Below are 17,872 nucleotides of genomic sequence, written 5' to 3'. Positions count from 1 at the left end.
TCCGGGCCTTCTAGCCGTGCTCCGCTTCGTCGGCGATGCGCTCGTGGTGGCGGATGACCTCGGCGATGATGAAGTTCAGCAGCTTCTCGGCGAAGGCCGGGTCCAGGTTCGCGCTCTGCGCCAGTTGCCGGAGCCGGGCGATCTGCCGGGTCTCGCGGGCGGGATCGGCGGGCGGCAGCTTGTGGTCCGCCTTGAGCCGGCCGACCTGTTGGGTGGCCTTGAAGCGCTCGGCCAGCATGTGGACGACGGCGGCGTCGATGTTGTCGATGCTCTCGCGCAGCCGGTTCAGCTCGGCCTGGACGGATGCGTCGATTTCGCTCGTACTCATGGTCAGCGAGCTTAGACCGCCCCGGTCATGCGGTGATCGTCGGCGGGTCGTCGGGGTCGGGGACCCGGTCGCTCCAGCCGCCGGGCACGCTGCGGCCCTGCTGTTCCCGGAAGCGGACGGGTGCGGTGCCGACGCGGCGGGCGAAGAGGCGGGAGAAGTAGGCGGGGTCGTCGTAGCCGACGCGGCGGGCCACGGCGGCGACGGGGAGGTCGGTGGCGGCGAGGAGTTCCTTGGCCCGGCCCAGGCGGATGCCCAGCAGGTAGTCCTTGGGGCTGCATCCGGCGCCGCGCCGTACGGCGGTGCGCAGTTCGGCCGGGGTCATGCCGTGCCGGGCGGCGTGTTCGGCGACGGTGAGCGGCTGGTACGCGTCGCGGGCCAGTGCCTGGAGGACGGGGTCGCCGTCGGGGCCGGTCCCGGCGCGGGCACGGCGCAGGGAGACGAGGAGTTCGTGGACGGCGGCCCCGGTCTCGACCTCCAGGAGGGGGTTGCCGCGCCGGGCGGCGCGCACGATGCGTCCGACGGCGGAGCGGGGTGCGGCGGTGTCGGAGAGCGGGACGAGGGGGCGGTCGGGCGCGATGTAGCCGAGTTCCGTGTAGGTGGTGGTGGCGGGGCCGGTGAAGTCGACGAAGCTCTCGTCCCAGCCGGTGCCGGGGTCGGCGCCGTAGTGGTGCGGGGTGCCGGGGGTCAGCCAGATGAGGCTGGGACCGGTGACCGGGGTGCGGCGCCCGTCGGGGCCCTTGAACCAGCCGGTGCCGGAGTTGACGATCACGGCGACGTGGTGGTCGAGGGTGCGGGGTCCGACGGTGGGCAGGGCGCCGTGCTGGAGGCCGACGCCGAGGCAGACGAGGCCCAGGCGGTGGTGGAGCGGGCTCGGGGTGAAGAAGCGCATCCAGGTGTGGTACATCGCGGTCCTTCCTCTCCCGGCTGGTCCGTTGTGTCCAATCAGCAGCGATCTTTGTCCATGGACCCGGTGCGCGCCAGAGGTGAGGGTGGTCGGACCCGTTTGATCCGAGGGCCGCCGGGTGCGGCCGGGCACAGGAGCGTACGAGCACCATGACCGACTTCACCGTGGGGGACGACTGCTTCCGGCTCGACGGGAGGCCCGTGCGGCTGTTGTCGGGCGCCCTGCACTATTTCCGGGTGCACGAGGAGCAGTGGGAGCACCGGCTCGCGATGCTCGCGGCGATGGGGCTGAACTGCGTCGAGACGTACGTGCCGTGGAATCTGCACGAGCCGAGGGAGGGCGACCGCCGGGACGTGGGGGCGCTGGGCCGGTTCCTGGACGCGGCGGGGCGGGCGGGGTTGTGGGCGATCGTGCGGCCGGGCCCGTACATCTGCGCCGAGTGGGAGAACGGCGGTCTCCCGGTGTGGGTGACGGGCCGGTTCGGGCGGCGGGTGCGCACCCGGGACGCGGAGTACCGGGCGGTGGTGGAGCGGTGGTTCGGGGAGCTGCTGCCGCAGGTGGTGCGGCGGCAGGTCACCCGGGGCGGCCCGGTGGTCCTCGTCCAGGCGGAGAACGAGTACGGGAGTTACGGCAGCGACGCGGTGTATCTGGAGTGGCTGGCGGGGCTGTTGCGGCAGTACGGGGTGACGGTCCCGCTGTTCACGTCGGACGGCCCGGAGGATCACATGCTGACCGGCGGTTCGGTGCCGGGGCTCCTCGCGACGGCGAATTTCGGTTCGGGGGCGCGGGAGGGCTTCGAGGTGCTGCGCCGGCACCGGCCGAGGGGTCCGCTGATGTGCATGGAGTTCTGGTGCGGCTGGTTCGACCACTGGGGCGCCGAGCCGGTGCGCCGGGAACCGGAGCGGGCGGCCGAGGCACTGCGGGAGATCCTGGAGTGCGGGGCGTCGGTGAACATCTACATGGCGCACGGCGGGACGAACTTCGGTGGCTGGGCGGGGGCGAACCGGTCCGGTGCGTTGCAGGACGAGACGTTCCTGCCGACGGTGACGAGTTACGACTACGACGCGCCGGTGGATGAGTACGGGCGGGCCACGGAGAAGTTCCGGCTGTTCCGGAAGGTCCTGGAGGGTTACGCCGAGGGGCCGTTGCCCGCGGTGCCGCCGGAGCCGGCGGGGCTGGCGGCGACGGTGCGGGTGGAGCTGGCGGAGTGGGCCGGGCTCGGGGACGTGCTGGAGGCGCTGGGCGGTCCGGAGACGGAGGCGGGGGTGCCGCCGACGTTCGAGGAGCTGGGCGTGGACCGGGGGCTGGTGCGCTACCGGGTGGCGGTGCCGGGGCCGCGCGAGCCGTATCCGCTGAGGGTCCCGGGGCTGCGGGACCGGGCCGTGGTGTACGTGGACGGGGCGCGGGCCGGGGTGCTGACCGAGGAGTCCGGGACGCTGCCGGAGCCGGTGGCGGGTCCGGCGGAGGTCGAACTGTGGGCGGAGTCGCTGGGCCGGGTCAACTACGGGCCGCGCCTGGGCGAGCCGAAGGGTGTCACGGGCGGGGTGCTGCACGAGCGGCAGTATCTGCACGGGGTACGGGCCCGGGGGCTGCGGCTGGACGCCTTCGAGGGGGCGGGCGCGGTGGAGGCGGTCCCGTTCGGCCCGGTGGAGGCTGCCGCGGGGGCGGGCGAGGCGGGGCGGACGGGCTTGTTCCGGGGGACGTTCACCCTGGAGGGGGCGGCGGGCGTCGATCACGCGGGGTTCGAACTGCCGGGCTGGACGCGCGGGTTCGTCTGGGTCAACGGCTTCTGCCTGGGCCGGTACTGGTCGGCGGGCCCGCAGCGGACGCTGTACGTGCCGGGTCCGGTGCTCCGCGAGGGCGCCAACGCGGTGTGGGTGCTGGAGCTGGAGGACGCGGGTGAGCCGCGGGTGGAGCTGGGTCCGGGGGCGCCCGCGAGGGCGGGCGCCCCCGGAGTGGCGCGGCGGTGATCACCGGCCGGCAGCGGGGCGGATCGGCCGGTCGGCCGGGAGCCTGCGGCCGGCCCGGCGCCGAGGCCGACTGATCCGCCGGGCCCGGCAGCCGGTCGGCCGGCTGCCGGTCGGCCCGGGGCCGGGGCCGGCCGATCCGACCGATCCGGCCGGGGCGAGCGGGTCCGCCGAGCTTGGGCGAGCGGGCTCCCAGGGCACGGCGGGCCGATCAGGGCCCGGGCCGGGTCGGTCCACCGCTGTCGGGGCGGACCGGTCCGGCCCGGGTGGGGGCGGGGCGGGTTCGGGCCGCCGCGGTCAGAGCGAGGCGGCGGCGGAGGCGATGCCGCTCGCGAAGTGCGAGACCTCGGTGTAGACGCCCGGGTAGTCGGGACGGGCGCAGCCCCGGCCCCAGCTGACGATGCCGACCTGGATCCACTCATCGGCGTCGTCCTTGCGGAACATCGGTCCGCCGGAGTCGCCCTGGCAGCTGTCGACGCCGCCGGTGTCGAGGAGGCCGGCGCACAGCTCCTCACCGGGGACGAGGTCGCTGTAGGCGCTCTGGCAGTCGGCGTCGGAGACGAACGGCACCTCCGCCTTGAGCAGGTGGCGCTGCTGCCTGCCGCCCTCGCGGTCGGCGCCCCAGCCCGCGACGGTGAACGTGCCCCGGTCGTAGGTGCTGTCGGTGGCGATCTTCAGGGTGGGCTGGTCGATCGGCCGGGCGAGCTTGATCAAGGCCCAGTCCTTGCCGGTGCCGTTGTAGCCGGGGGCTTGGAGGACCTTGGTGGACCGGACCTTGACGGCGTCGGGCGACCGGAGGTCGGCGACGCCGCCGGTGACGGTGATGGAGGTGTCGTTGCCCGAACCGTCCACGCAGTGGGCGGCGGTGAGGACGATGTCCTGGGCGTAGAGCGCACCGCCGCAGCCCATGGAGAGCCGGACCATGAAGGGGAACTCGCCCTGGGCGGCGCGTTCGCCGCCGACGATCGGCTGGGGGGCCGCGGAGGCGGGCTGGAGACTGACGGTCGCGAGGGCGACGGCCGCCAGGGCGACGGAACACCTTTTCAGCGCGCTGAGGAGCTTCACGGAGAGCCTTCTTTCGTGGGGGGGGGTCGCGTGGGTGGGATTGCTCGCGTGGAGGGATCGCCGTGCGGGTGGGGAAGCGTGCGGAATCGCCGTGGGAGGCTGCCGTACCGCTGGTGCCGTGCGGGAGTCCCGGAGTGCCGTACGGAGGTGCCGTGCGGGACGTGCGGTCCGGCCCGCACGTCCCGGTCGTGCGACGGATTCCGGCGCCGGCACCGGAGTCTCTGGTCATGCACTCGACAAGAACGAACCGATTATCGGTGCCGGGTGACCGCTGCCACAAGGCGCACGTTTCGGCCAAGATCAATGAGCCGCTTTCCGGACCTCTTCCCCGGCCCGGCATACAGTGGAGGTCCGTCGACCGTCAGGGATGGGGGTTCCGACGTGGCGAACGGCCCTCCGGGCGCACCCGTCGTCCATGGCTTTCCGCATCTGGACACCGTCCGCTCCGCCATCACCGCGCTCTACCGACGGCTGTCCGCGGACGGCGTCCACGCCTATGCCACCAGCCTCGCGCCCGCCGACGCCGCGTTCGCGGACCAGGACGATCTGCACCTGGGCGCGCAGCGGGTGGCCCGGTCCCTGGTCCAGCACCTCCACCTCCCCGAGGCCCGCATGATCGTCGGCTTCCGGGCGATGGAGCACGCGGCGAGCGTCGAACTCACGGCGGGCCCCGAGTACTTCATCGAACTCAACGACCGTTTCCGCACCCACCGCCGGGACATCGGAGCGGCGCTCGCGCACGAAGTCACCCATGTGCTGCTGCACCGGCTCGGCCTGGAGTTCCCCGGCACCCGCGCCAACGAGATCCTGACGGACACGACGACGGCCTACCTCGGCGCGGGCTGGCTGCTGCTGGACGCGTTCCGCGAGGACGCCACGTCCCGTCAGAAGCTCGGTTACCTCACCCCGGAGGAATTCGGCTACGTCCTGGCCAAGCGGGCGTTCGCCTTCGATGAGGACCCCTCACCGTGGTTCACCAGCCCGCAGGCGTACACCGCGTACGCCAAGGGGCGGGAGAGAGCACTGCACGATCTGCGCAGACCTCCGCTGACCGCCGCGGGCTGGGCGGGCCGTCGCCGCTACGCCAAGGACCGCCGGCACGCCCGGGACCACCCCGGAACCAGCCCCGACCCGAACCTTCCGTACGCCTTCGAGGCCGGTGACCAGGGGCTGCGCGTCTCCTTCGCCTGCCCCGCCTGCCACCAGCGCGTCCGGGTCCCCGTCCGGGGCCGGTTCACCGCACGCTGCGGCCTGTGCCGGACCGCCCTGGAGTGCGACACCTGAGCGTGGTTCCGGCCACCGTAGGATCGAAGCATGACGAACGAGCCGATCAGGGACGAACCACGCCTGTTCGACGCGCTGTACGAGGACGAGAACGAGAACGCGGTCGTCCGGGCCCTGCGTGCGGGCGCGCGGGCCGAGTCGAGCGACGAGGAAGGCACGACCGCGCTCTATGTGGCGTCGGTGCAGGACCGTCTGGGCGCGGTGCGCCTGCTGCTCGCCGCCGGGGCCGACCCCGACCGGGCGAGTGGCCCCGGGGGGAGCGACCTGCCGCTGTGCGGGGCGGCGTGCGGCGGGCACACCGGGGTCGTGGAGGCACTGCTGTCCGCCGGCGCCCGGCCGGACCTGCGCGAGGAGTTCGGCTTCACCGCGCTGCGGTGGGCGGTCGGCCTGGGGCACGCCCCGACGGTTGAGGTGCTCCTCGCCCACGGCGCGGACCCGCTGCTGCCGGGCCCTCAGGGCGAGGCCATGCTGGTGCTGGCGGCCCGCCGCGGGTCCCTGAGGACGGTACGGGCGCTGCTGGCGCACGGCGCGGGAGGACAGGGGCAGGAGTCCGTGGTCGCCCTCGCGCTGGCCGAGGCGCGGCGCGTCGCCGCGCTCGACCCGGAACGGGAGTTGCTGCGCGGCCTGGAGGAGGCGTACGGGCCGGGTTCCGACGCGGTGGTACGGCGCGAGCGGAGGGACGGCGAGGAGACGGTCGCCGTGGAACTGCTCCGGGACGGGGTGCCGTCGGCGGGCGCGGACCAGCACACGGGGCACGGGGAGATCGCGGTCCTGCTGGACGGGCTCGGGGGGCGGGCCCCAGCCGGCCGGCCCGTTACCGGCCGCGCGCCCACGCCTCACGGGTGAGGACGTACTCGACCTCGCCGTGCTCGGAGCCCTCGATGACCTCCGGCCAGTCATCGGTGTAGGCCCGCAGGAAGGTCAGCCCCGTCTTCTCCATGACTCGCCGGGAACCCGTGTTGACCGCCATGGTGTTCGCGGTGACCCGACGGGCCCCGAGGTCGGTGAACCCCTTGTCGACCAGGGCCCGTGCGCCCTCGGTCGCGTAGCCGCGCCCCCAGGCCGCGCGGTTCAGCCGGTAGCCGAGCTCGACCACCGCGGGGTCGTGATCGTCCAGCGGCCGCAGTTCGAACCAGCCCAGGAAGTCTCCCGTTCCCTTCTCCCGCGCGGCCCAGAAGCCGCGGGTTCCGGTGCACGGGTGGTCGTGGAGGAGCCTTGGCAGGGTCCGGTCCCGGATGTCCTCGGGGCTCGTCGGCCGGCCGCCGTTGATGTAGCGCATGACGGCGGGGTCGCTGTCGAGGGCGAGCAGGCCGGGGGCGTCGGCCTCCGTGACCGGGCCCAGGACGAGCCGGTCGGTCTCCAGGAAGATGTGCATACGGCGATCCTCACCGCCGGCGGCCGGTGCGCGCCACCGGATATACGCGAGGGCGGGCGGGGGCCCGGTCGTGGCCGCGGGCGGGGAACACCGCACGCCCGCCGGGACGCCCCCGCACATCCTCCGGGCTGTGTCCCGTGGGCCCGTCGTTCCGCAGTCCCGTGGCGGATCGGCGCACGGCGTCCGACGCGGTGCGCCGCGCGGCGGCGGGGCCGGCCGCGCACGGGACGCCCTGGGCGCTCCGGCGTTCCGGCACTCCAGCGCTCCGGCGTTCCGGCACCGCCGTGAGATGCCGGGGCCGCCACCGTAAGCGCGCCGGGGCGCACGGGGCCCTCCGCACTCCCCTCAGGCCGCCCCGTACACCGCCCCCGGCTCCTGCGCGTCCGCCAGCAGCCGGCGCACCGTGGCGCCCGCGTCGGCCGGGGACCGGCGCGCGCCCCGGTCGTCGGTGGGTCCGGGGCGCCAGCCCTCCATGACGGTGATGCGGCCCGCCTCGGCCTCGAAGACGCGGCCCGTCACCCCGTCGCTCGCGGCGGAGCCGAGCCAGACGACGAGGGGCGAGACGTTCGCGGGGTCCATGGCGTCGAACCCCGGTCGTGCAGACCGGGATGGGCTGGGTCGCGGGCCCCCGCCTGGTCACCGCGACCGCACGGGCCGGGGCGCTCGGCATCCTGGCCTCCGCCACCATGCCGCCGGAGCGGCTGCGTGCCGCCGTACGGGAGGTGCGGTCCCGGACGGACGCGCCGTTCGGGGTGAATCTGCGGGCGGACGCGGGTGACGCCCGGGAGAGGGTGCGGATCATCGTCGAGGAGGGTGTGCGGGTGGCGTCGTTCGCGCTCGCCCCGTCGAAGGAACTCATCGCGGAGCTGAAGGACGCGGGCGTGGTCGTGGTCCCGTCGGTGGGGGCGCGGCGGCACGCGGAGAAGGTCGCGGCCTGGGGCGCGGACGCGGTGATCGTGCAGGGCGGCGAGGGCGGCGGCCACACCGGCGCGGTCGCCACCACGGTGCTGCTGCCCCAGGTCGTGGACGCGGTGGACATTCCGGTGGTCGCGGCGGGCGGCTTCCACGACGGCCGGGGCCTGGTGGCGGCGCTGGCGTACGGGGCGGCGGGGGTCGCGATGGGCACCCGGTTCCTGCTGACCTCGGACTCGACGGTCCCGGACGCGGTGAAGGCGTGCTATCTGGCGGCGGCCGTCGGGGACATCACGCTGACCCGGGCGGTGGACGGGCTGCCGCACCGGGGATGCTCCGTACGGAGATGGTGGCGGAAGCGGAGGGCGCGGGCCGGCTGCGCTCCCTGTACCGGGCGCTGCGGCGGGCGTCCGCGTTCCGCCGGATGTCCGGCCTGAGCCGGGCGGAGGTGGTCCGCGACGGCCTGGCGATGCGGCACGGCAAGGGTCTGGGCTGGAGCCAGGTGCTGCTGGCGGCGAACGCCCCGATGCTGCTGAGGGCGTCCATGGTCGAGGGCCGTACGGACCTCGGCATCATGGCGTCGGGCCAGGTGGCGGCCCTGATCGAGGACGTGCCGAGCGTGGCGGAGCTGGTGGGCCGGATCATGGCGGAGGCGGAGACGGCCCCTCGCGGCCCTGGACGCCGTATCCAGCCCGTCCGGCGACTGAGGACCTCGCCTCAGCGGGCCTCGGCCCTCGATCGCCGGACGGGCTGGAAAGGGGACAGCGTTCAGGCGGCCCGGCGCCCGCGTGCGGGCGCGCCGGAGCGTCCCGCGCCGCCGGAGCGCGCCGCACCGCCGGAGCGCGCGCCCCCGCCGGAACGCCCCGCGCCGCCGCCCTGGGCGCCGCCGCCGGTGCCGCCGGCACCCGCGCCCGCGCCGGTGCCGCGTCGCCCGCGTCCCCGGCTGCCGGAGCGCACCGCGCCGCCGTTGCCGGAGCCGCCCGCACCGCCGCCGGAGCGGGTCCGCTGCTTCGGCGGGGTCGGCTGGGGCACCTCGATCACGATCGCGATGCCCGACGGCTCACGGGCTCCGGTGATCCGGCTCAGCTCCGCGTCGCTGGAGGTGACCCGTGTGGTGCGCGGCGCGATGCCCGCGTCCTGCATCAGCCGGGTCATCTCGCGCTTCTCCTCGGGCAGCACCAGCGTGACGACGCTGCCGGACTCCCCGGCGCGCGCGGTGCGCCCGCCGCGGTGGAGGTAGTCCTTGTGGTCGGTCGGCGGGTCCACGTTGACGACGAGGTCGAGGTCGTCGACGTGGATGCCGCGGGCCGCGACGTTCGTCGCGACGAGCGCGGTGACCTGCCCGTTCTTGAACTGGTCCAGCGTCCGGTTGCGCTGCGGCTGCGAGCGCCCGCCGTGCAGGGCGGCCGCCCGTACACCGCTGGCGAGCAGCCGCTTGGCGAAGCGGTCGGCGGCGCGCTTGGTGTCGACGAACATGATCACGCGGCCCTCGCGGGCGGCGATCTTCGTGGCGACGGCCTTCTTGTCCGTCTCGTCCAGGACGTGGAGCACGTGGTGCTCCATCGTGGTGACCGCGCCGGCGGACGGGTCGACGGAGTGCACGACCGGGTCCGTGAGGAACATCTTCACGAGCCGGTCGATGTTCTTGTCGAGGGTCGCGGAGAACAGCATCCGCTGCCCGCCCGCCTCGACCTGCTTGAGCAGGGCGACGACCTGCGGCATGAAGCCCATGTCGGCCATCTGGTCGGCCTCGTCGAGGACGGTGATGGCGACCTCGTCCAGGCGGCAGTCGCCGCGCTCGATGAGGTCCTTGAGCCGGCCCGGGGTGGCGACGAGCACTTCGGCGCCGCGCCGCAGGGTGGCCGACTGCTTGGTGATCGACATGCCGCCGACGACGGTGGCCATCCGCAGGTTCACGGCGGTCGCGTACGGGGTCAGCGCGTCGGTGACCTGCTGGGCCAGCTCGCGGGTGGGGACGAGGACCATGGCGAGCGGGGCGCGCGGCTCGCCGCGGCGGCCGGCGGTGCGGGCCAGCAGCGCGAGGCCGAAGGCGAGCGTCTTGCCGGAGCCGGTGCGCCCGCGGCCGAGGATGTCCCGGCCGGCCAGCGAGTTCGGCAGGGTCGCGCCCTGGATCGGGAACGGCTCGGTGACGCCCTGCGCGGCGAGGGTCTTCAGCAGCGCGGCGGGCATGTCCAGGTCGGCGAAGGCGTCGACGGACGGCAGTGCGGGCGTCATCGTCTCCGGCAGGGCGAACTCGCCCTGGGGTGCGGCGGCGCGGCGGCGGGCCGGGGCCTTGGAGACCGGGGCCTTGGAGCGGGGAGCGGCGCCGCGGCCGTTCGACGGCGCCTGGGTGCCGGCGCCCTGGCCGCGGCCTCGGCCACGGCCCGGGCGGGAGCGGGGGGTGCGGTCCTGGCGTTCGGAGCTGGTCATACGGAATTGCCCTCCTGGGGGATTCCTGGGCAACTGCCGAGTGGGATTACTGCGATGTGCCGGCCGGCCGTCTGTGATGCGCCCCCAGGATGTGCGCACGAAACGGGTTGTTGCTCGGACAGCACAAACCGGGGCCCGCACCGTCACGGTGCGGGCCCCGGTCAGCGAGGTACGCGTCCGGCAATTAGGCCGGGACGATGTTCTCCGCCTGCGGGCCCTTCTGGCCCTGCGTGACGTCGAAGGAGACCTTCTGGCCCTCCTGGAGCTCACGGAAGCCCGAGGTGGCGATGTTGGAGTAGTGGGCGAAGACGTCGGCGCCGCCGCCGTCCTGCTCGATGAAGCCGAAGCCCTTTTCCGAGTTGAACCACTTCACGGTTCCAGTAGCCATGTCATTCTCCTAAAAGAGGTGCAGTGCCGGAAATCCGCACTTTACGGATTCCAAGTCGCCGCATTGAGCCCCACCCGGAGAAAGCCGGAAAACAATAATGCGCCTGAGGAAGCATTCCCGTCAGGCGCACATAAAGTTCATGGGTACCAAAACTGCAACGGGAAACACCCTAGCACGTCCTCTCCTCCGGCGGCGGATCGCGCCACCCCGCCGGAGGGAAAACATGGCTGACCAGAGGGTGTACGGGCAGCGCCGGGCCGGTATACGGACGGCCTCCTCAGAGCCGCTCGACGATGGTGACGTCGGCCTGCCCGCCACCCTCGCACATGGTCTGGAGCCCGTACCGGCCGCCGGTGCGCTCCAGTTCGTGCAGCAGGGTCGTCATCAGCCGGGCGCCGGTCGCGCCGAGCGGGTGGCCGAGCGCGATGGCCCCGCCGTTGACGTTGACCCGCTCGGGGTCCGCACCGGTCTCTTTCAGCCAGGCGAGGACGACCGGCGCGAACGCCTCGTTGATCTCGACCAGGTCGACGGCGTCGAGGGTGAGGCCGGTCTTCCTCAGGGCGTACGCGGTGGCCGGGATCGGGGCCGAGAGCATCCGGATCGGGTCCTCGCCCCGTGCGGAGAGGTGGTGGATGCGGGCCCGCGGGGTCAGGCCGTGGTCGGCGACGGCCCGTTCCGAGGCGATGAGCAGGGCGGCGGCCCCGTCGGAGACCTGCGAGGAGCAGGCGGCGGTGATGGCGCCGCCCTCCATGACGGGGGGAAGACCGGCCATTTTCTCCAGGGTGGTGTCGCGGCGCGGCCCCTCGTCCGCGGTGACGTCCCCGTAGGCGACGGTCTCGCGGGCGAAGCGGCCCTCGTCGACGGCGCGGAGCGCCCGCCGGTGGGAGGTGAGGGCGAACTCCTCCATGTCCCGGCGGCTGATGTCCCACGTGTCGGCGATCAGCTGCGCGCCGTGGAACTGGTTGACGGGGGCGTCGCCGTAGCGGGCGCGCCAGCCCTCGCTGCCCGCGTACGGCCCCTGGGTGAGGCCGAGGAATTCGGCGGCCCGGCGGGAGGCGAAGGCGATGGGGACCTGGGTCATGTTCTGGGTGCCGCCCGCGACGACGAGGTCCTGGGTGCCCGAGAGGATGCCCTGGGCCGCGAAGTGGACGGCTTGCTGGGAGGAGCCGCACTGCCGGTCGACGGTGACCCCGGGGACCTCCTCGGGCAGTCCGGCGGCCAGCCAGGCCGTACGGGCGATGTCGCCCGCCTGCGGTCCGACGGTGTCCAGGCAGCCGAGGACGACGTCGTCGACGGCGGCCGCGTCCACACCGGAGCGGGCGATCAGCTCCTTGAGCACATGCGCGCCGAGGTCGGCGGGGTGGACGCCCCCGAGGCCGCCCCCGCGCCGCCCGACGGGGGTACGGACCGCTTCGACGATGTATGCCTCGGCCATGGCTGCTGCTCCTCGGCGCGCTCGGGTGGACCGGCTGGCGGTTACGTACGCGGGGCGATTCCGTCGAGCACCATCGAGAGGTACTGACGGGCGATCTCTTCGGGGCTGTGGTGTCCGCCGGGCCGGTACCAGGAGGCCGCGACCCAGACGGTGTCGCGGACGAAGCGGTAGGTGAGGCGGATGTCGAGGTCGGCGCGGAAGACGCCTTCGGCGACGCCGCGTTCCAGAGTGCCGAGCCATGCCCTCTCGAACCTGGTCTGCGAGTCGAGGAGGTAGGCGAAGCGCGGCTGGGTGGCGAGGTGCTGGGACTCCTTCTGGTAGATCGCGACGGCGGGGCGGTGCCGGTCGATCTCCCGGAAGGACTCGGTGACCAGGGCCTCGATGCTCTCGCGGGGGCCGAGGCCGGCCCGCAGGACCGCGTCGTAACCCCGCCATAGCTCGTCGAGGAAGGTGGAGAGGATCTCGTCGATCATCGATTCCTTGGAATCGAAGTGGTAGTAGAGGCTGCCCGCGAGCATGCCCGCCTCGTCCGCGATCCGGCGGACGGTGGTGGCGTTGTATCCCTGGGCGGCGAAGACCTCGGCCGCGGTGGCGAGGAGTTCGCTCCGCCGTTCGGGGGTGGGGGTCACCTGGGGCTTCTTCTTGGTAGGCACCCGCCCATTGTCCGCCCGCCGCCGCTCGCCCCGGGCTCACGCACGCCGGCTGCTGACGGCGACGACCTCGCCGGTCATGTACGAGGAGTAGCCGCTCGCGAGGAAGACGATCACGTTGGCGACCTCCCAGGGTTCGGCGTACCGGCCGAAGGCTTCCTTCGCGGTGAGTTCGGCGAGAAGTCCGGCGGAGGTGACCTTGGCCAGGTGCGGGTGCATGGCGAGGCTGGGGGCGACGGCGTTGACCCGCACCCCGTAGTCGGCGGCTTCGAGCGCGGCGCAGCGGGTCAGGGCCATGACGCCGGCCTTGGCGGCGGCGTAGTGGGCCTGGCCGCGCTGGGCGCGCCGGCCGACGACGGAGGCGTTGTTGACGACGACTCCGCAGGTTCCGGCGGCCCTGAGGGAGCGCAGGGCGGCGCGGGTGCAGCGGAAGGTGCCGTTCAGGGTGACGTCGAGGATCTTCGTCCACTGGCCGTCGGTCATCTCGGTGAGTTCGGCGGTGCCGCCGAGACCCGCGTTGTTGACGACGACATCGAGGCCGCCGTGGGTCTGTTCGGCGTGCGCGAAGAGGGCGGCCACCTGCTTCTCGTCGGTGACGTCGCAGGCCAGGTGGGTGACGCGGTCGGGTCCGAACGCGTCGGCGAGGGCGTGCGCGCTCTCCTCCAGCCGGCGGGCGTGGGCGTCGCCGAGCACGACGCGGGCGCCCTCCTCCAGGAAGCGGCGGGCGGTCGCGCCGCCGATCCCGGCTCCGGCGGCGGCGGTGACGACGGCGGTGCGGCCGGCCAGCAGTCCGTGTCCCGGCAGGTACGGCGGTGCGTCCATGGCCCGTTCCCCCGGCTTCTCGACGCACACGGGCCGGTGGTCGGCTCCCGCCTGGCCGGAAGAGTACGGGGGCCGGGGCGCGGACCTGTTCGGCTGGCTGGCGTTCGAGGAGGAGTACTGGGCCGCGGGCGCTCCGGGCCGGGTCTCGCAGAACGGGATCAGCCTCCTCGCCCCGACCCTCCTCGCCCACGGCACGGCGGAGCAGCGGGCCCGGGTGCTGCCGCCGATGGCGAGCGGCGAGGTGATCTGGGCGCAGGCGTGGTCGGAGCCGGAGGCCGGCTCCGACCTGGCGGCGCTGCGCTCGCGCGCGGTGCGCACGGACGGCGGCTGGCTGTTGTCGGGGCAGAAGACCTGGTCCTCGCGGGCGGCGTTCGCGGACCGGGCGTTCGGGATCTTCCGGACGGACCCCGGGGCGGCGAGACCCCACCAGGGGCTCACCTGCCTGATGTTCGGCCTGCGGGCTCCCGGCGTCACCGTGCGTCCCATCGGGCGGCTGGACGGGAAGCCCGCGTTCGCCGAGATCTTCCTCGACGAGGTCTTCGTACCGGACGAGGACGTCATCGGGGGGCCGGGCCGGGGGTGGCGCGTCGCCATGGCGGCCACCGGCGACGAGCGCGGCCTCACCCTCCGCTCCCCCGGCCGCTTCCTGGCAGCCGCCGCCCGGCTGACGGACCTGTGGCGGGAGGCGGGCGATCCGACGGACACCGCGCTGCGGGACCGGGTGGCGGACGCGGTGTTCACGGTGAGCGGGGACGAACTGCGGCTCGCGCCGGGGCCCGGGGAGCGGTCGGTGTCCGCCGATCCGGCGCGGCGGCTGTTCCGGCCGGAGGCGGGCGGTGAGGCGGTGGCGGCCGGGCCGGGGGTGTCCGGGGCGGCGCGGGCGGCGGGCGAGTGGGCGGGGTTCGCCACGGCGGCCCTGTCGCTGGGCTGCGGTGAGGCGCTGCTGCGGGCGACCGTGGCGTACGTGGGGCAGCGCACCCAGTTCGGGGTGCCGGTCGGGTCCTTCCAGGCGGTCAAGCATCGCCTGGCCGACACGTTGCTCGGCCTGGAGTTCGCGCGCCCGCTGCTGTACGGGGCGGCGGTGGGGCTGGCCGCGGGATCGCCCGGCGCCGGGGCGGCGGTCGCGGCGGCGAAGGTGGCGGCGGGCGAGGCGGGGTACGCCGGCCCGCACCGCCCTCCAGTCGCACGGCGCGGTCTCGGCTGCACCGAGGAGCTGGACCTCGCGTGGTGGCTGCGCCGGGCCCGGCCGCTGCGGGACGCCTGGGGGACGCCGTCCGCCTGCCGGGCCCGGGTGCTGGCTGACCGCCCCGGCCCCGCCGCCTGAGTTCAGGCGACCTCGGCCGGCGGGGTGTCGTCGCCGGTGCGGCGCACGGTGCGCGGCGGCTGTCCGGGACGCCAGGACCGGATGACCAGAGCGTCACCGTCGAGCCCGATGCGGACCACCTCGGTCAACTCGGCCCGGAAGAGGTGGAAGGGCTCCGGCGGGTTCGCCTCCTCGATGAAGCGGGCGATCACCTCCGGGTCGGTGATCTCCACGGCCCGGCCGCTGACGCGGACGTCCCCGTCGTTCATCTCGGCGTCGGGCCCGGGGTTGGCCTGGAGCGCGAAGCGCGGATCGCGCCGCAGGTCCAGGGCCTTGCGGGAGTTCGGCATCATGCCGAGCAGCAGCTCGCCGAAGCGGAAGTCGGCCTCCAGGCCGCTGACCCGGGGCGAGCCATCCTTCCGCAGGGTGGCCAGGACGTGGTGCTGGTAGAGCCGGAAGCGGCGTCGAACGGTGTCGGCGAATTCGGGCTCGGCGGCGGCGAAGGCGTTCCAGGAAACCGGTGCGGTCGAGGGCGATGCGGATGTCATGTGCGCCATCGAACACCGGATACCCGACATCCTCCGTCCGGATTCGCCGGGCGGTCACACGTCCGAGAAGGTGATCAGCACCGCCTGGCCCATCGTCCGCAGGACCCCGGGCGACGCCCCGTCGGCCAGTACCGCGTCGTAGCGGTCCAGCCGGATGTCCGTGCCCTCCAGCCCGGCGCCGTCGTCCAGGGAGACGGCGAGCACCGTGCCGCCCCGCGGCGGCAGCAGACGGACCGTGCCGCAGACGACGGCGGTCTCGGCCCGGGTGCGGTCCCTGCGGTACATGACGTTGAGGTTGACGACGGGGCCGCCCAGCAGGAAGCCCTCGGTGGGCAGGTCCCCGGGGAAGCCGTGCGGCCACAGCGGCTCGTCGACGATGTGGTGTTCGCCGCCGACGACGAGGTCCATGCCCGCGCCCTCGACCACGGTCAGGACGCGCTCCACGCCGGGGAAGGCGGAAAACGGCCCGTCGGCGGTGACGTCCGCGAGGCTCGCCCGCCAGTCGAAGGCGTCGGGCTCCGCGCCCCCGGGGCCGGTGGCGATCTCCCGGGTGAGCCCGCCGCCGTTGCGCCAGGGGGCCGGTGTGCGGTCGGCGGCGCGCAGGATCCGTACCGTCACCGGACGATCCCCTGCTCGCGGGCGGCGGTCAGCCAGAGCGGGAACTCGGCGACGAGCCGGTCGTACAGCTCGGAGTCCGGGACCTGCCGGGGGTCCGGTCCGGCGTGGAAGTACCCGGCGTTGTCGACGGCCCGCTTCTGGGGGACGGCCAGCTCGTCCAGCTTGCGCAGGAAGTCGAACTGGCTGCTGCGGGTGTTGCCGAAGCCGACGAACTGCCAGAACAGGGGCAGTTTCGCGGCCTTGCAGAGGTAGCGCTCGGCGGCGAGCTTGTTGATCGGGCCGCCGTCCGTCTGGAAGACGACCAGCGCGGGAGCGGTGGAGCCGCTGTCCAGGTAGTGGTCGATGACCGCGTCCATCGCCAGGTGGTAGCTGGTCTTCCCCATGTGTCCGAGGCCGGCCACGATCTCGTCGATCCGGCCCTGGTGGTGTGCGAGGGCGATGTCGGTGACCGCGTCGACGTCGGTGGAGAAGAAGACGACGGGGACGGTGCCGTCGTCGTCGAGGTTGGCCGACAGGCCCAGCACCCGGTCGGCCAGCGCCTGGACGCTGCCGTCCCTGTAGTAGGGCTTCATCGAGCCGGAGTGGTCGAGGACGAGGTAGACGGCCGCGCGGTGACCGCCCAGCCCCCGCTTCTCCAGCGAGATTCCGGCGCTCTTGTACAGGTTGACCAGTGCCGGAGCCGTCTCTCGCACCGTGGTGAGGCTGATGGCCGGGCCCGGGCCCGCGACCGTGTTCGAACCGTGCATGACGGCCCCCCCGTTCTGCGCTCTGCGGACTTCGAGCGTAGGCCACGGCCGGGCCCCGGACGTACGGTCCACCGCGCCGGTTCGCTATCTTGATCGCCGCCGCCCCCACCGGCGCCGTTGCACACCCCCAGTGAAGGAGCCGGCCATGGAGGCCGCCGCCACCTCGTGTTACCGCCATCCGTCCTACGAGACGTATGTCCGTTGCACCCGTTGCGACCGCTACATCTGCCCGGACTGCATGCGGGAGGCGGCCGTCGGCCACCACTGCGTGGAGTGCGTGCGGGAGGGGCAGCGCTCGGTGCGGCGGGCCCGTACCGTCTTCGGCGGCGCGGTGTCCCGGGCGACGGCGCCGGTGGTGACGTACGTCCTGATGGCGCTCAACGTCCTGGCCTACATCGGCGAGGTGGTGAGGCCGCAGATCGTGGACCGGTTCGCGGTGCTCGGGGCGGCGCTCACCGGTCCGGACGGTGAGCGGTACTACTACCGGGGCGACACGTATCCCGGGTACGAGCTGACGGGCATCGCGGACGGCGAGTGGTACCGGCTGGTGACCGGGGCCTTCCTGCACCTTCCTCCGGACGCCTCGTTCGGGGTGATGCACCTGGTGTTCAACATGTTCGCGCTGTGGAACATCGGCCGGGCGGTGGAGGGTCAGCTCGGCCGGGCCCGCTTTTCCGCGCTGTATCTGCTGTCGGCGGTGGGCGGTTCCGTACTGGTGTATCTGCTGGCGCCGGACACCTCGACGGTCGGCGCCTCCGGTGCGGTGTTCGGGCTGGCCGCCGCGTACTGGGTCATCCACCGGCGGCTCGGCCGTGACATGGCGGCGGTCAACCGCTTCATGGCCGGATTCCTGCTCTGGCTGCTGATCTCGGCCGCGTTCACCTCGTGGCAGGGACACCTGGGCGGGCTGCTGACCGGAGCTCTGGTGACGTACGGGCTGGCCCACACGCCCGCGAGGCTGCGGGAGGGGCCGGCCCAGCTCTTGGGCGGGCTGGTGCTGGTGGGCCTGTTCGCGGTGGCGGTGGTGGTGAGGACCTCGGCGCTGACGGGCGGCTGAGGCCGGGGCGGCGCGCGAGCGCCCCCGGACGCGCCACGGC

The 17,872-nt window shown here is 73.9% G+C and carries 17 protein-coding genes and 2 pseudogenes; 6 read left to right on the top strand and 13 right to left on the bottom strand.

The features are described from left to right. Positions 1-10 precede the first annotated feature (10 nt). Together ACIQMU_RS14170 and ACIQMU_RS14165 are read right to left on the bottom strand one after the other, a co-directional pair. On the bottom strand, positions 11-328 hold the full coding sequence (locus tag ACIQMU_RS14170) for a chorismate mutase (RefSeq protein ID WP_352241135.1): 318 nt from the start codon (positions 326-328) through the stop codon (positions 11-13). Between the two features lie 25 nt (positions 329-353). Beyond that, positions 354-1,232, bottom strand: coding sequence for an AraC family transcriptional regulator (locus ACIQMU_RS14165; protein WP_402688925.1), 879 nt, complete (start codon positions 1,230-1,232; stop codon positions 354-356). Between the two features lie 149 nt (positions 1,233-1,381). Between ACIQMU_RS14165 and ACIQMU_RS14160 the strand changes: the two genes are divergently transcribed. After that, positions 1,382-3,202 carry a beta-galactosidase family protein gene (locus ACIQMU_RS14160; protein ID WP_352241133.1) on the top strand — a complete coding sequence of 607 codons (1,821 nt, stop codon included), beginning with the start codon at positions 1,382-1,384 and terminating at the stop codon, positions 3,200-3,202. Between the two features lie 294 nt (positions 3,203-3,496). Here ACIQMU_RS14160 and ACIQMU_RS14155 read toward each other — a convergent pair whose 3' ends face one another. After that, positions 3,497-4,264: a serine protease gene (locus ACIQMU_RS14155; protein WP_352241132.1), complete on the bottom strand. Its 768-nt coding sequence runs from the start codon at positions 4,262-4,264 to the stop codon at positions 3,497-3,499. A gap of 381 nt (positions 4,265-4,645) precedes the next feature. Between ACIQMU_RS14155 and ACIQMU_RS14150 the strand changes: the two genes are divergently transcribed. Both ACIQMU_RS14150 and ACIQMU_RS14145 read left to right on the top strand, forming a co-directional pair. Beyond that, positions 4,646-5,548: a hypothetical protein gene (locus ACIQMU_RS14150; RefSeq protein ID WP_352241131.1), complete on the top strand. Its 903-nt coding sequence runs from the start codon at positions 4,646-4,648 to the stop codon at positions 5,546-5,548. A gap of 30 nt (positions 5,549-5,578) precedes the next feature. After that, positions 5,579-6,394: an ankyrin repeat domain-containing protein gene (locus ACIQMU_RS14145; protein WP_352241130.1), complete on the top strand. Its 816-nt coding sequence runs from the start codon at positions 5,579-5,581 to the stop codon at positions 6,392-6,394. Here the strand turns inward: ACIQMU_RS14145 and ACIQMU_RS14140 are convergent. Both ACIQMU_RS14140 and ACIQMU_RS14135 read right to left on the bottom strand, forming a co-directional pair. After that, complete coding sequence (locus ACIQMU_RS14140; RefSeq protein ID WP_352241129.1) at positions 6,363-6,923, bottom strand: GNAT family N-acetyltransferase; 561 nt, start codon at positions 6,921-6,923, stop codon at positions 6,363-6,365. The genes ACIQMU_RS14145 and ACIQMU_RS14140 overlap by 32 nt on opposite strands. 345 nt (positions 6,924-7,268) lie before the next feature. Further along, positions 7,269-7,523: pseudogene (locus tag ACIQMU_RS14135) on the bottom strand (short-chain dehydrogenase); the annotation flags it as partial. Positions 7,524-7,531: 8 nt separating this feature from the next. Here ACIQMU_RS14135 and ACIQMU_RS14130 point away from each other — a divergent pair. Continuing rightward, a pseudogene (locus ACIQMU_RS14130) lies at positions 7,532-8,514 on the top strand (NAD(P)H-dependent flavin oxidoreductase); the annotation flags it as partial. An 89-nt stretch (positions 8,515-8,603) separates the two neighbouring features. On the opposite strand, the gene ACIQMU_RS14125 reads toward ACIQMU_RS14130, so the two are convergent. The 5 genes from ACIQMU_RS14125 to ACIQMU_RS14105 all read right to left on the bottom strand — a co-directional run bounded on the left by ACIQMU_RS14125 (position 8,604) and on the right by ACIQMU_RS14105 (position 13,560). After that, positions 8,604-10,265, bottom strand: coding sequence for a DEAD/DEAH box helicase (locus tag ACIQMU_RS14125; RefSeq protein WP_402688924.1), 1,662 nt, complete (start codon positions 10,263-10,265; stop codon positions 8,604-8,606). A 184-nt stretch (positions 10,266-10,449) separates the two neighbouring features. Next, a complete protein-coding gene (locus ACIQMU_RS14120; RefSeq protein ID WP_003969786.1) occupies positions 10,450-10,653 on the bottom strand; it encodes a cold-shock protein in 204 nt (67 codons plus the stop codon). 277 nt (positions 10,654-10,930) lie between these two features. Then, the gene (locus ACIQMU_RS14115) at positions 10,931-12,088 is read right to left on the bottom strand and encodes an acetyl-CoA C-acetyltransferase (protein WP_402688923.1); all 1,158 of its coding nucleotides are present in this window, start codon (positions 12,086-12,088) and stop codon (positions 10,931-10,933) included. Between the two features lie 41 nt (positions 12,089-12,129). Next, a complete protein-coding gene (locus ACIQMU_RS14110; RefSeq protein WP_352241126.1) occupies positions 12,130-12,741 on the bottom strand; it encodes a TetR/AcrR family transcriptional regulator in 612 nt (203 codons plus the stop codon). Positions 12,742-12,777: 36 nt separating this feature from the next. Continuing rightward, on the bottom strand, positions 12,778-13,560 hold the full coding sequence (locus ACIQMU_RS14105) for an SDR family oxidoreductase (RefSeq protein WP_352241125.1): 783 nt from the start codon (positions 13,558-13,560) through the stop codon (positions 12,778-12,780). Between ACIQMU_RS14105 and ACIQMU_RS14100 the strand changes: the two genes are divergently transcribed. Then, positions 13,499-14,884 carry an acyl-CoA dehydrogenase family protein gene (locus ACIQMU_RS14100; protein WP_402688922.1) on the top strand — a complete coding sequence of 462 codons (1,386 nt, stop codon included), beginning with the start codon at positions 13,499-13,501 and terminating at the stop codon, positions 14,882-14,884. The two genes, ACIQMU_RS14105 and ACIQMU_RS14100, sit on opposite strands and share 62 nt — an antisense overlap. 2 nt (positions 14,885-14,886) lie before the next feature. Here the strand turns inward: ACIQMU_RS14100 and ACIQMU_RS14095 are convergent, their stop codons facing one another. Genes ACIQMU_RS14095 through ACIQMU_RS14085 form a run of 3 tightly spaced genes read right to left on the bottom strand, consistent with a single transcriptional unit; the run spans position 14,887 to position 16,775 of the window. After that, complete coding sequence (locus ACIQMU_RS14095) at positions 14,887-15,420, bottom strand: pyridoxamine 5'-phosphate oxidase family protein (protein ID WP_352241123.1); 534 nt, start codon at positions 15,418-15,420, stop codon at positions 14,887-14,889. A 45-nt stretch (positions 15,421-15,465) separates the two neighbouring features. Then, complete coding sequence (locus tag ACIQMU_RS14090) at positions 15,466-16,029, bottom strand: HutD family protein (RefSeq protein WP_352241122.1); 564 nt, start codon at positions 16,027-16,029, stop codon at positions 15,466-15,468. Beyond that, positions 16,026-16,775, bottom strand: a complete 750-nt coding sequence (locus ACIQMU_RS14085) for a VWA domain-containing protein (RefSeq protein ID WP_352241121.1) — start codon at positions 16,773-16,775, stop codon at positions 16,026-16,028. The genes ACIQMU_RS14090 and ACIQMU_RS14085 overlap by 4 nt, the downstream gene beginning before the upstream one ends. A 145-nt stretch (positions 16,776-16,920) precedes the next feature. On the opposite strand from ACIQMU_RS14085, the gene ACIQMU_RS14080 reads away from it, so the two are divergent. Further along, positions 16,921-17,832, top strand: a complete 912-nt coding sequence (locus ACIQMU_RS14080) for a rhomboid family intramembrane serine protease (RefSeq protein WP_352241120.1) — start codon at positions 16,921-16,923, stop codon at positions 17,830-17,832. The last annotated feature ends 40 nt before the right edge of the window (positions 17,833-17,872 follow it).

The sequence above is a fragment of the Streptomyces sp. NPDC091649 genome (genome assembly GCF_044756785.1).
Classification (GTDB): Bacteria; Actinomycetota; Actinomycetes; order Streptomycetales; family Streptomycetaceae; genus Streptomyces.
The sequence above is the reverse complement of the archived record's forward strand: the minus strand, read 5'-3'. Positions and strand labels throughout refer to the sequence as shown.

What these genes read in the sequence shown, in the direction of transcription:
- ACIQMU_RS14170 (WP_352241135.1), bottom strand. Translation starts at nt 328, where the DNA reads ATGAGTACGAGCGAAATCGACGCATCCGTCCAGGCCGAGCTGAACCGG.
- ACIQMU_RS14165 (WP_402688925.1), bottom strand. Translation starts at nt 1,232, where the DNA reads ATGTACCACACCTGGATGCGCTTCTTCACCCCGAGCCCGCTCCACCAC.
- ACIQMU_RS14160 (WP_352241133.1), top strand. Translation starts at nt 1,382, where the DNA reads ATGACCGACTTCACCGTGGGGGACGACTGCTTCCGGCTCGACGGGAGG.
- ACIQMU_RS14145 (WP_352241130.1), top strand. Translation starts at nt 5,579, where the DNA reads ATGACGAACGAGCCGATCAGGGACGAACCACGCCTGTTCGACGCGCTG.
- ACIQMU_RS14140 (WP_352241129.1), bottom strand. Translation starts at nt 6,923, where the DNA reads ATGCACATCTTCCTGGAGACCGACCGGCTCGTCCTGGGCCCGGTCACG.
- ACIQMU_RS14125 (WP_402688924.1), bottom strand. Translation starts at nt 10,265, where the DNA reads ATGACCAGCTCCGAACGCCAGGACCGCACCCCCCGCTCCCGCCCGGGC.
- ACIQMU_RS14120 (WP_003969786.1), bottom strand. Translation starts at nt 10,653, where the DNA reads ATGGCTACTGGAACCGTGAAGTGGTTCAACTCGGAAAAGGGCTTCGGC.
- ACIQMU_RS14115 (WP_402688923.1), bottom strand. Translation starts at nt 12,088, where the DNA reads ATGGCCGAGGCATACATCGTCGAAGCGGTCCGTACCCCCGTCGGGCGG.
- ACIQMU_RS14105 (WP_352241125.1), bottom strand. Translation starts at nt 13,560, where the DNA reads ATGGACGCACCGCCGTACCTGCCGGGACACGGACTGCTGGCCGGCCGC.
- ACIQMU_RS14095 (WP_352241123.1), bottom strand. Translation starts at nt 15,420, where the DNA reads ATGGCGCACATGACATCCGCATCGCCCTCGACCGCACCGGTTTCCTGG.
- ACIQMU_RS14085 (WP_352241121.1), bottom strand. Translation starts at nt 16,775, where the DNA reads ATGCACGGTTCGAACACGGTCGCGGGCCCGGGCCCGGCCATCAGCCTC.
- ACIQMU_RS14080 (WP_352241120.1), top strand. Translation starts at nt 16,921, where the DNA reads ATGGAGGCCGCCGCCACCTCGTGTTACCGCCATCCGTCCTACGAGACG.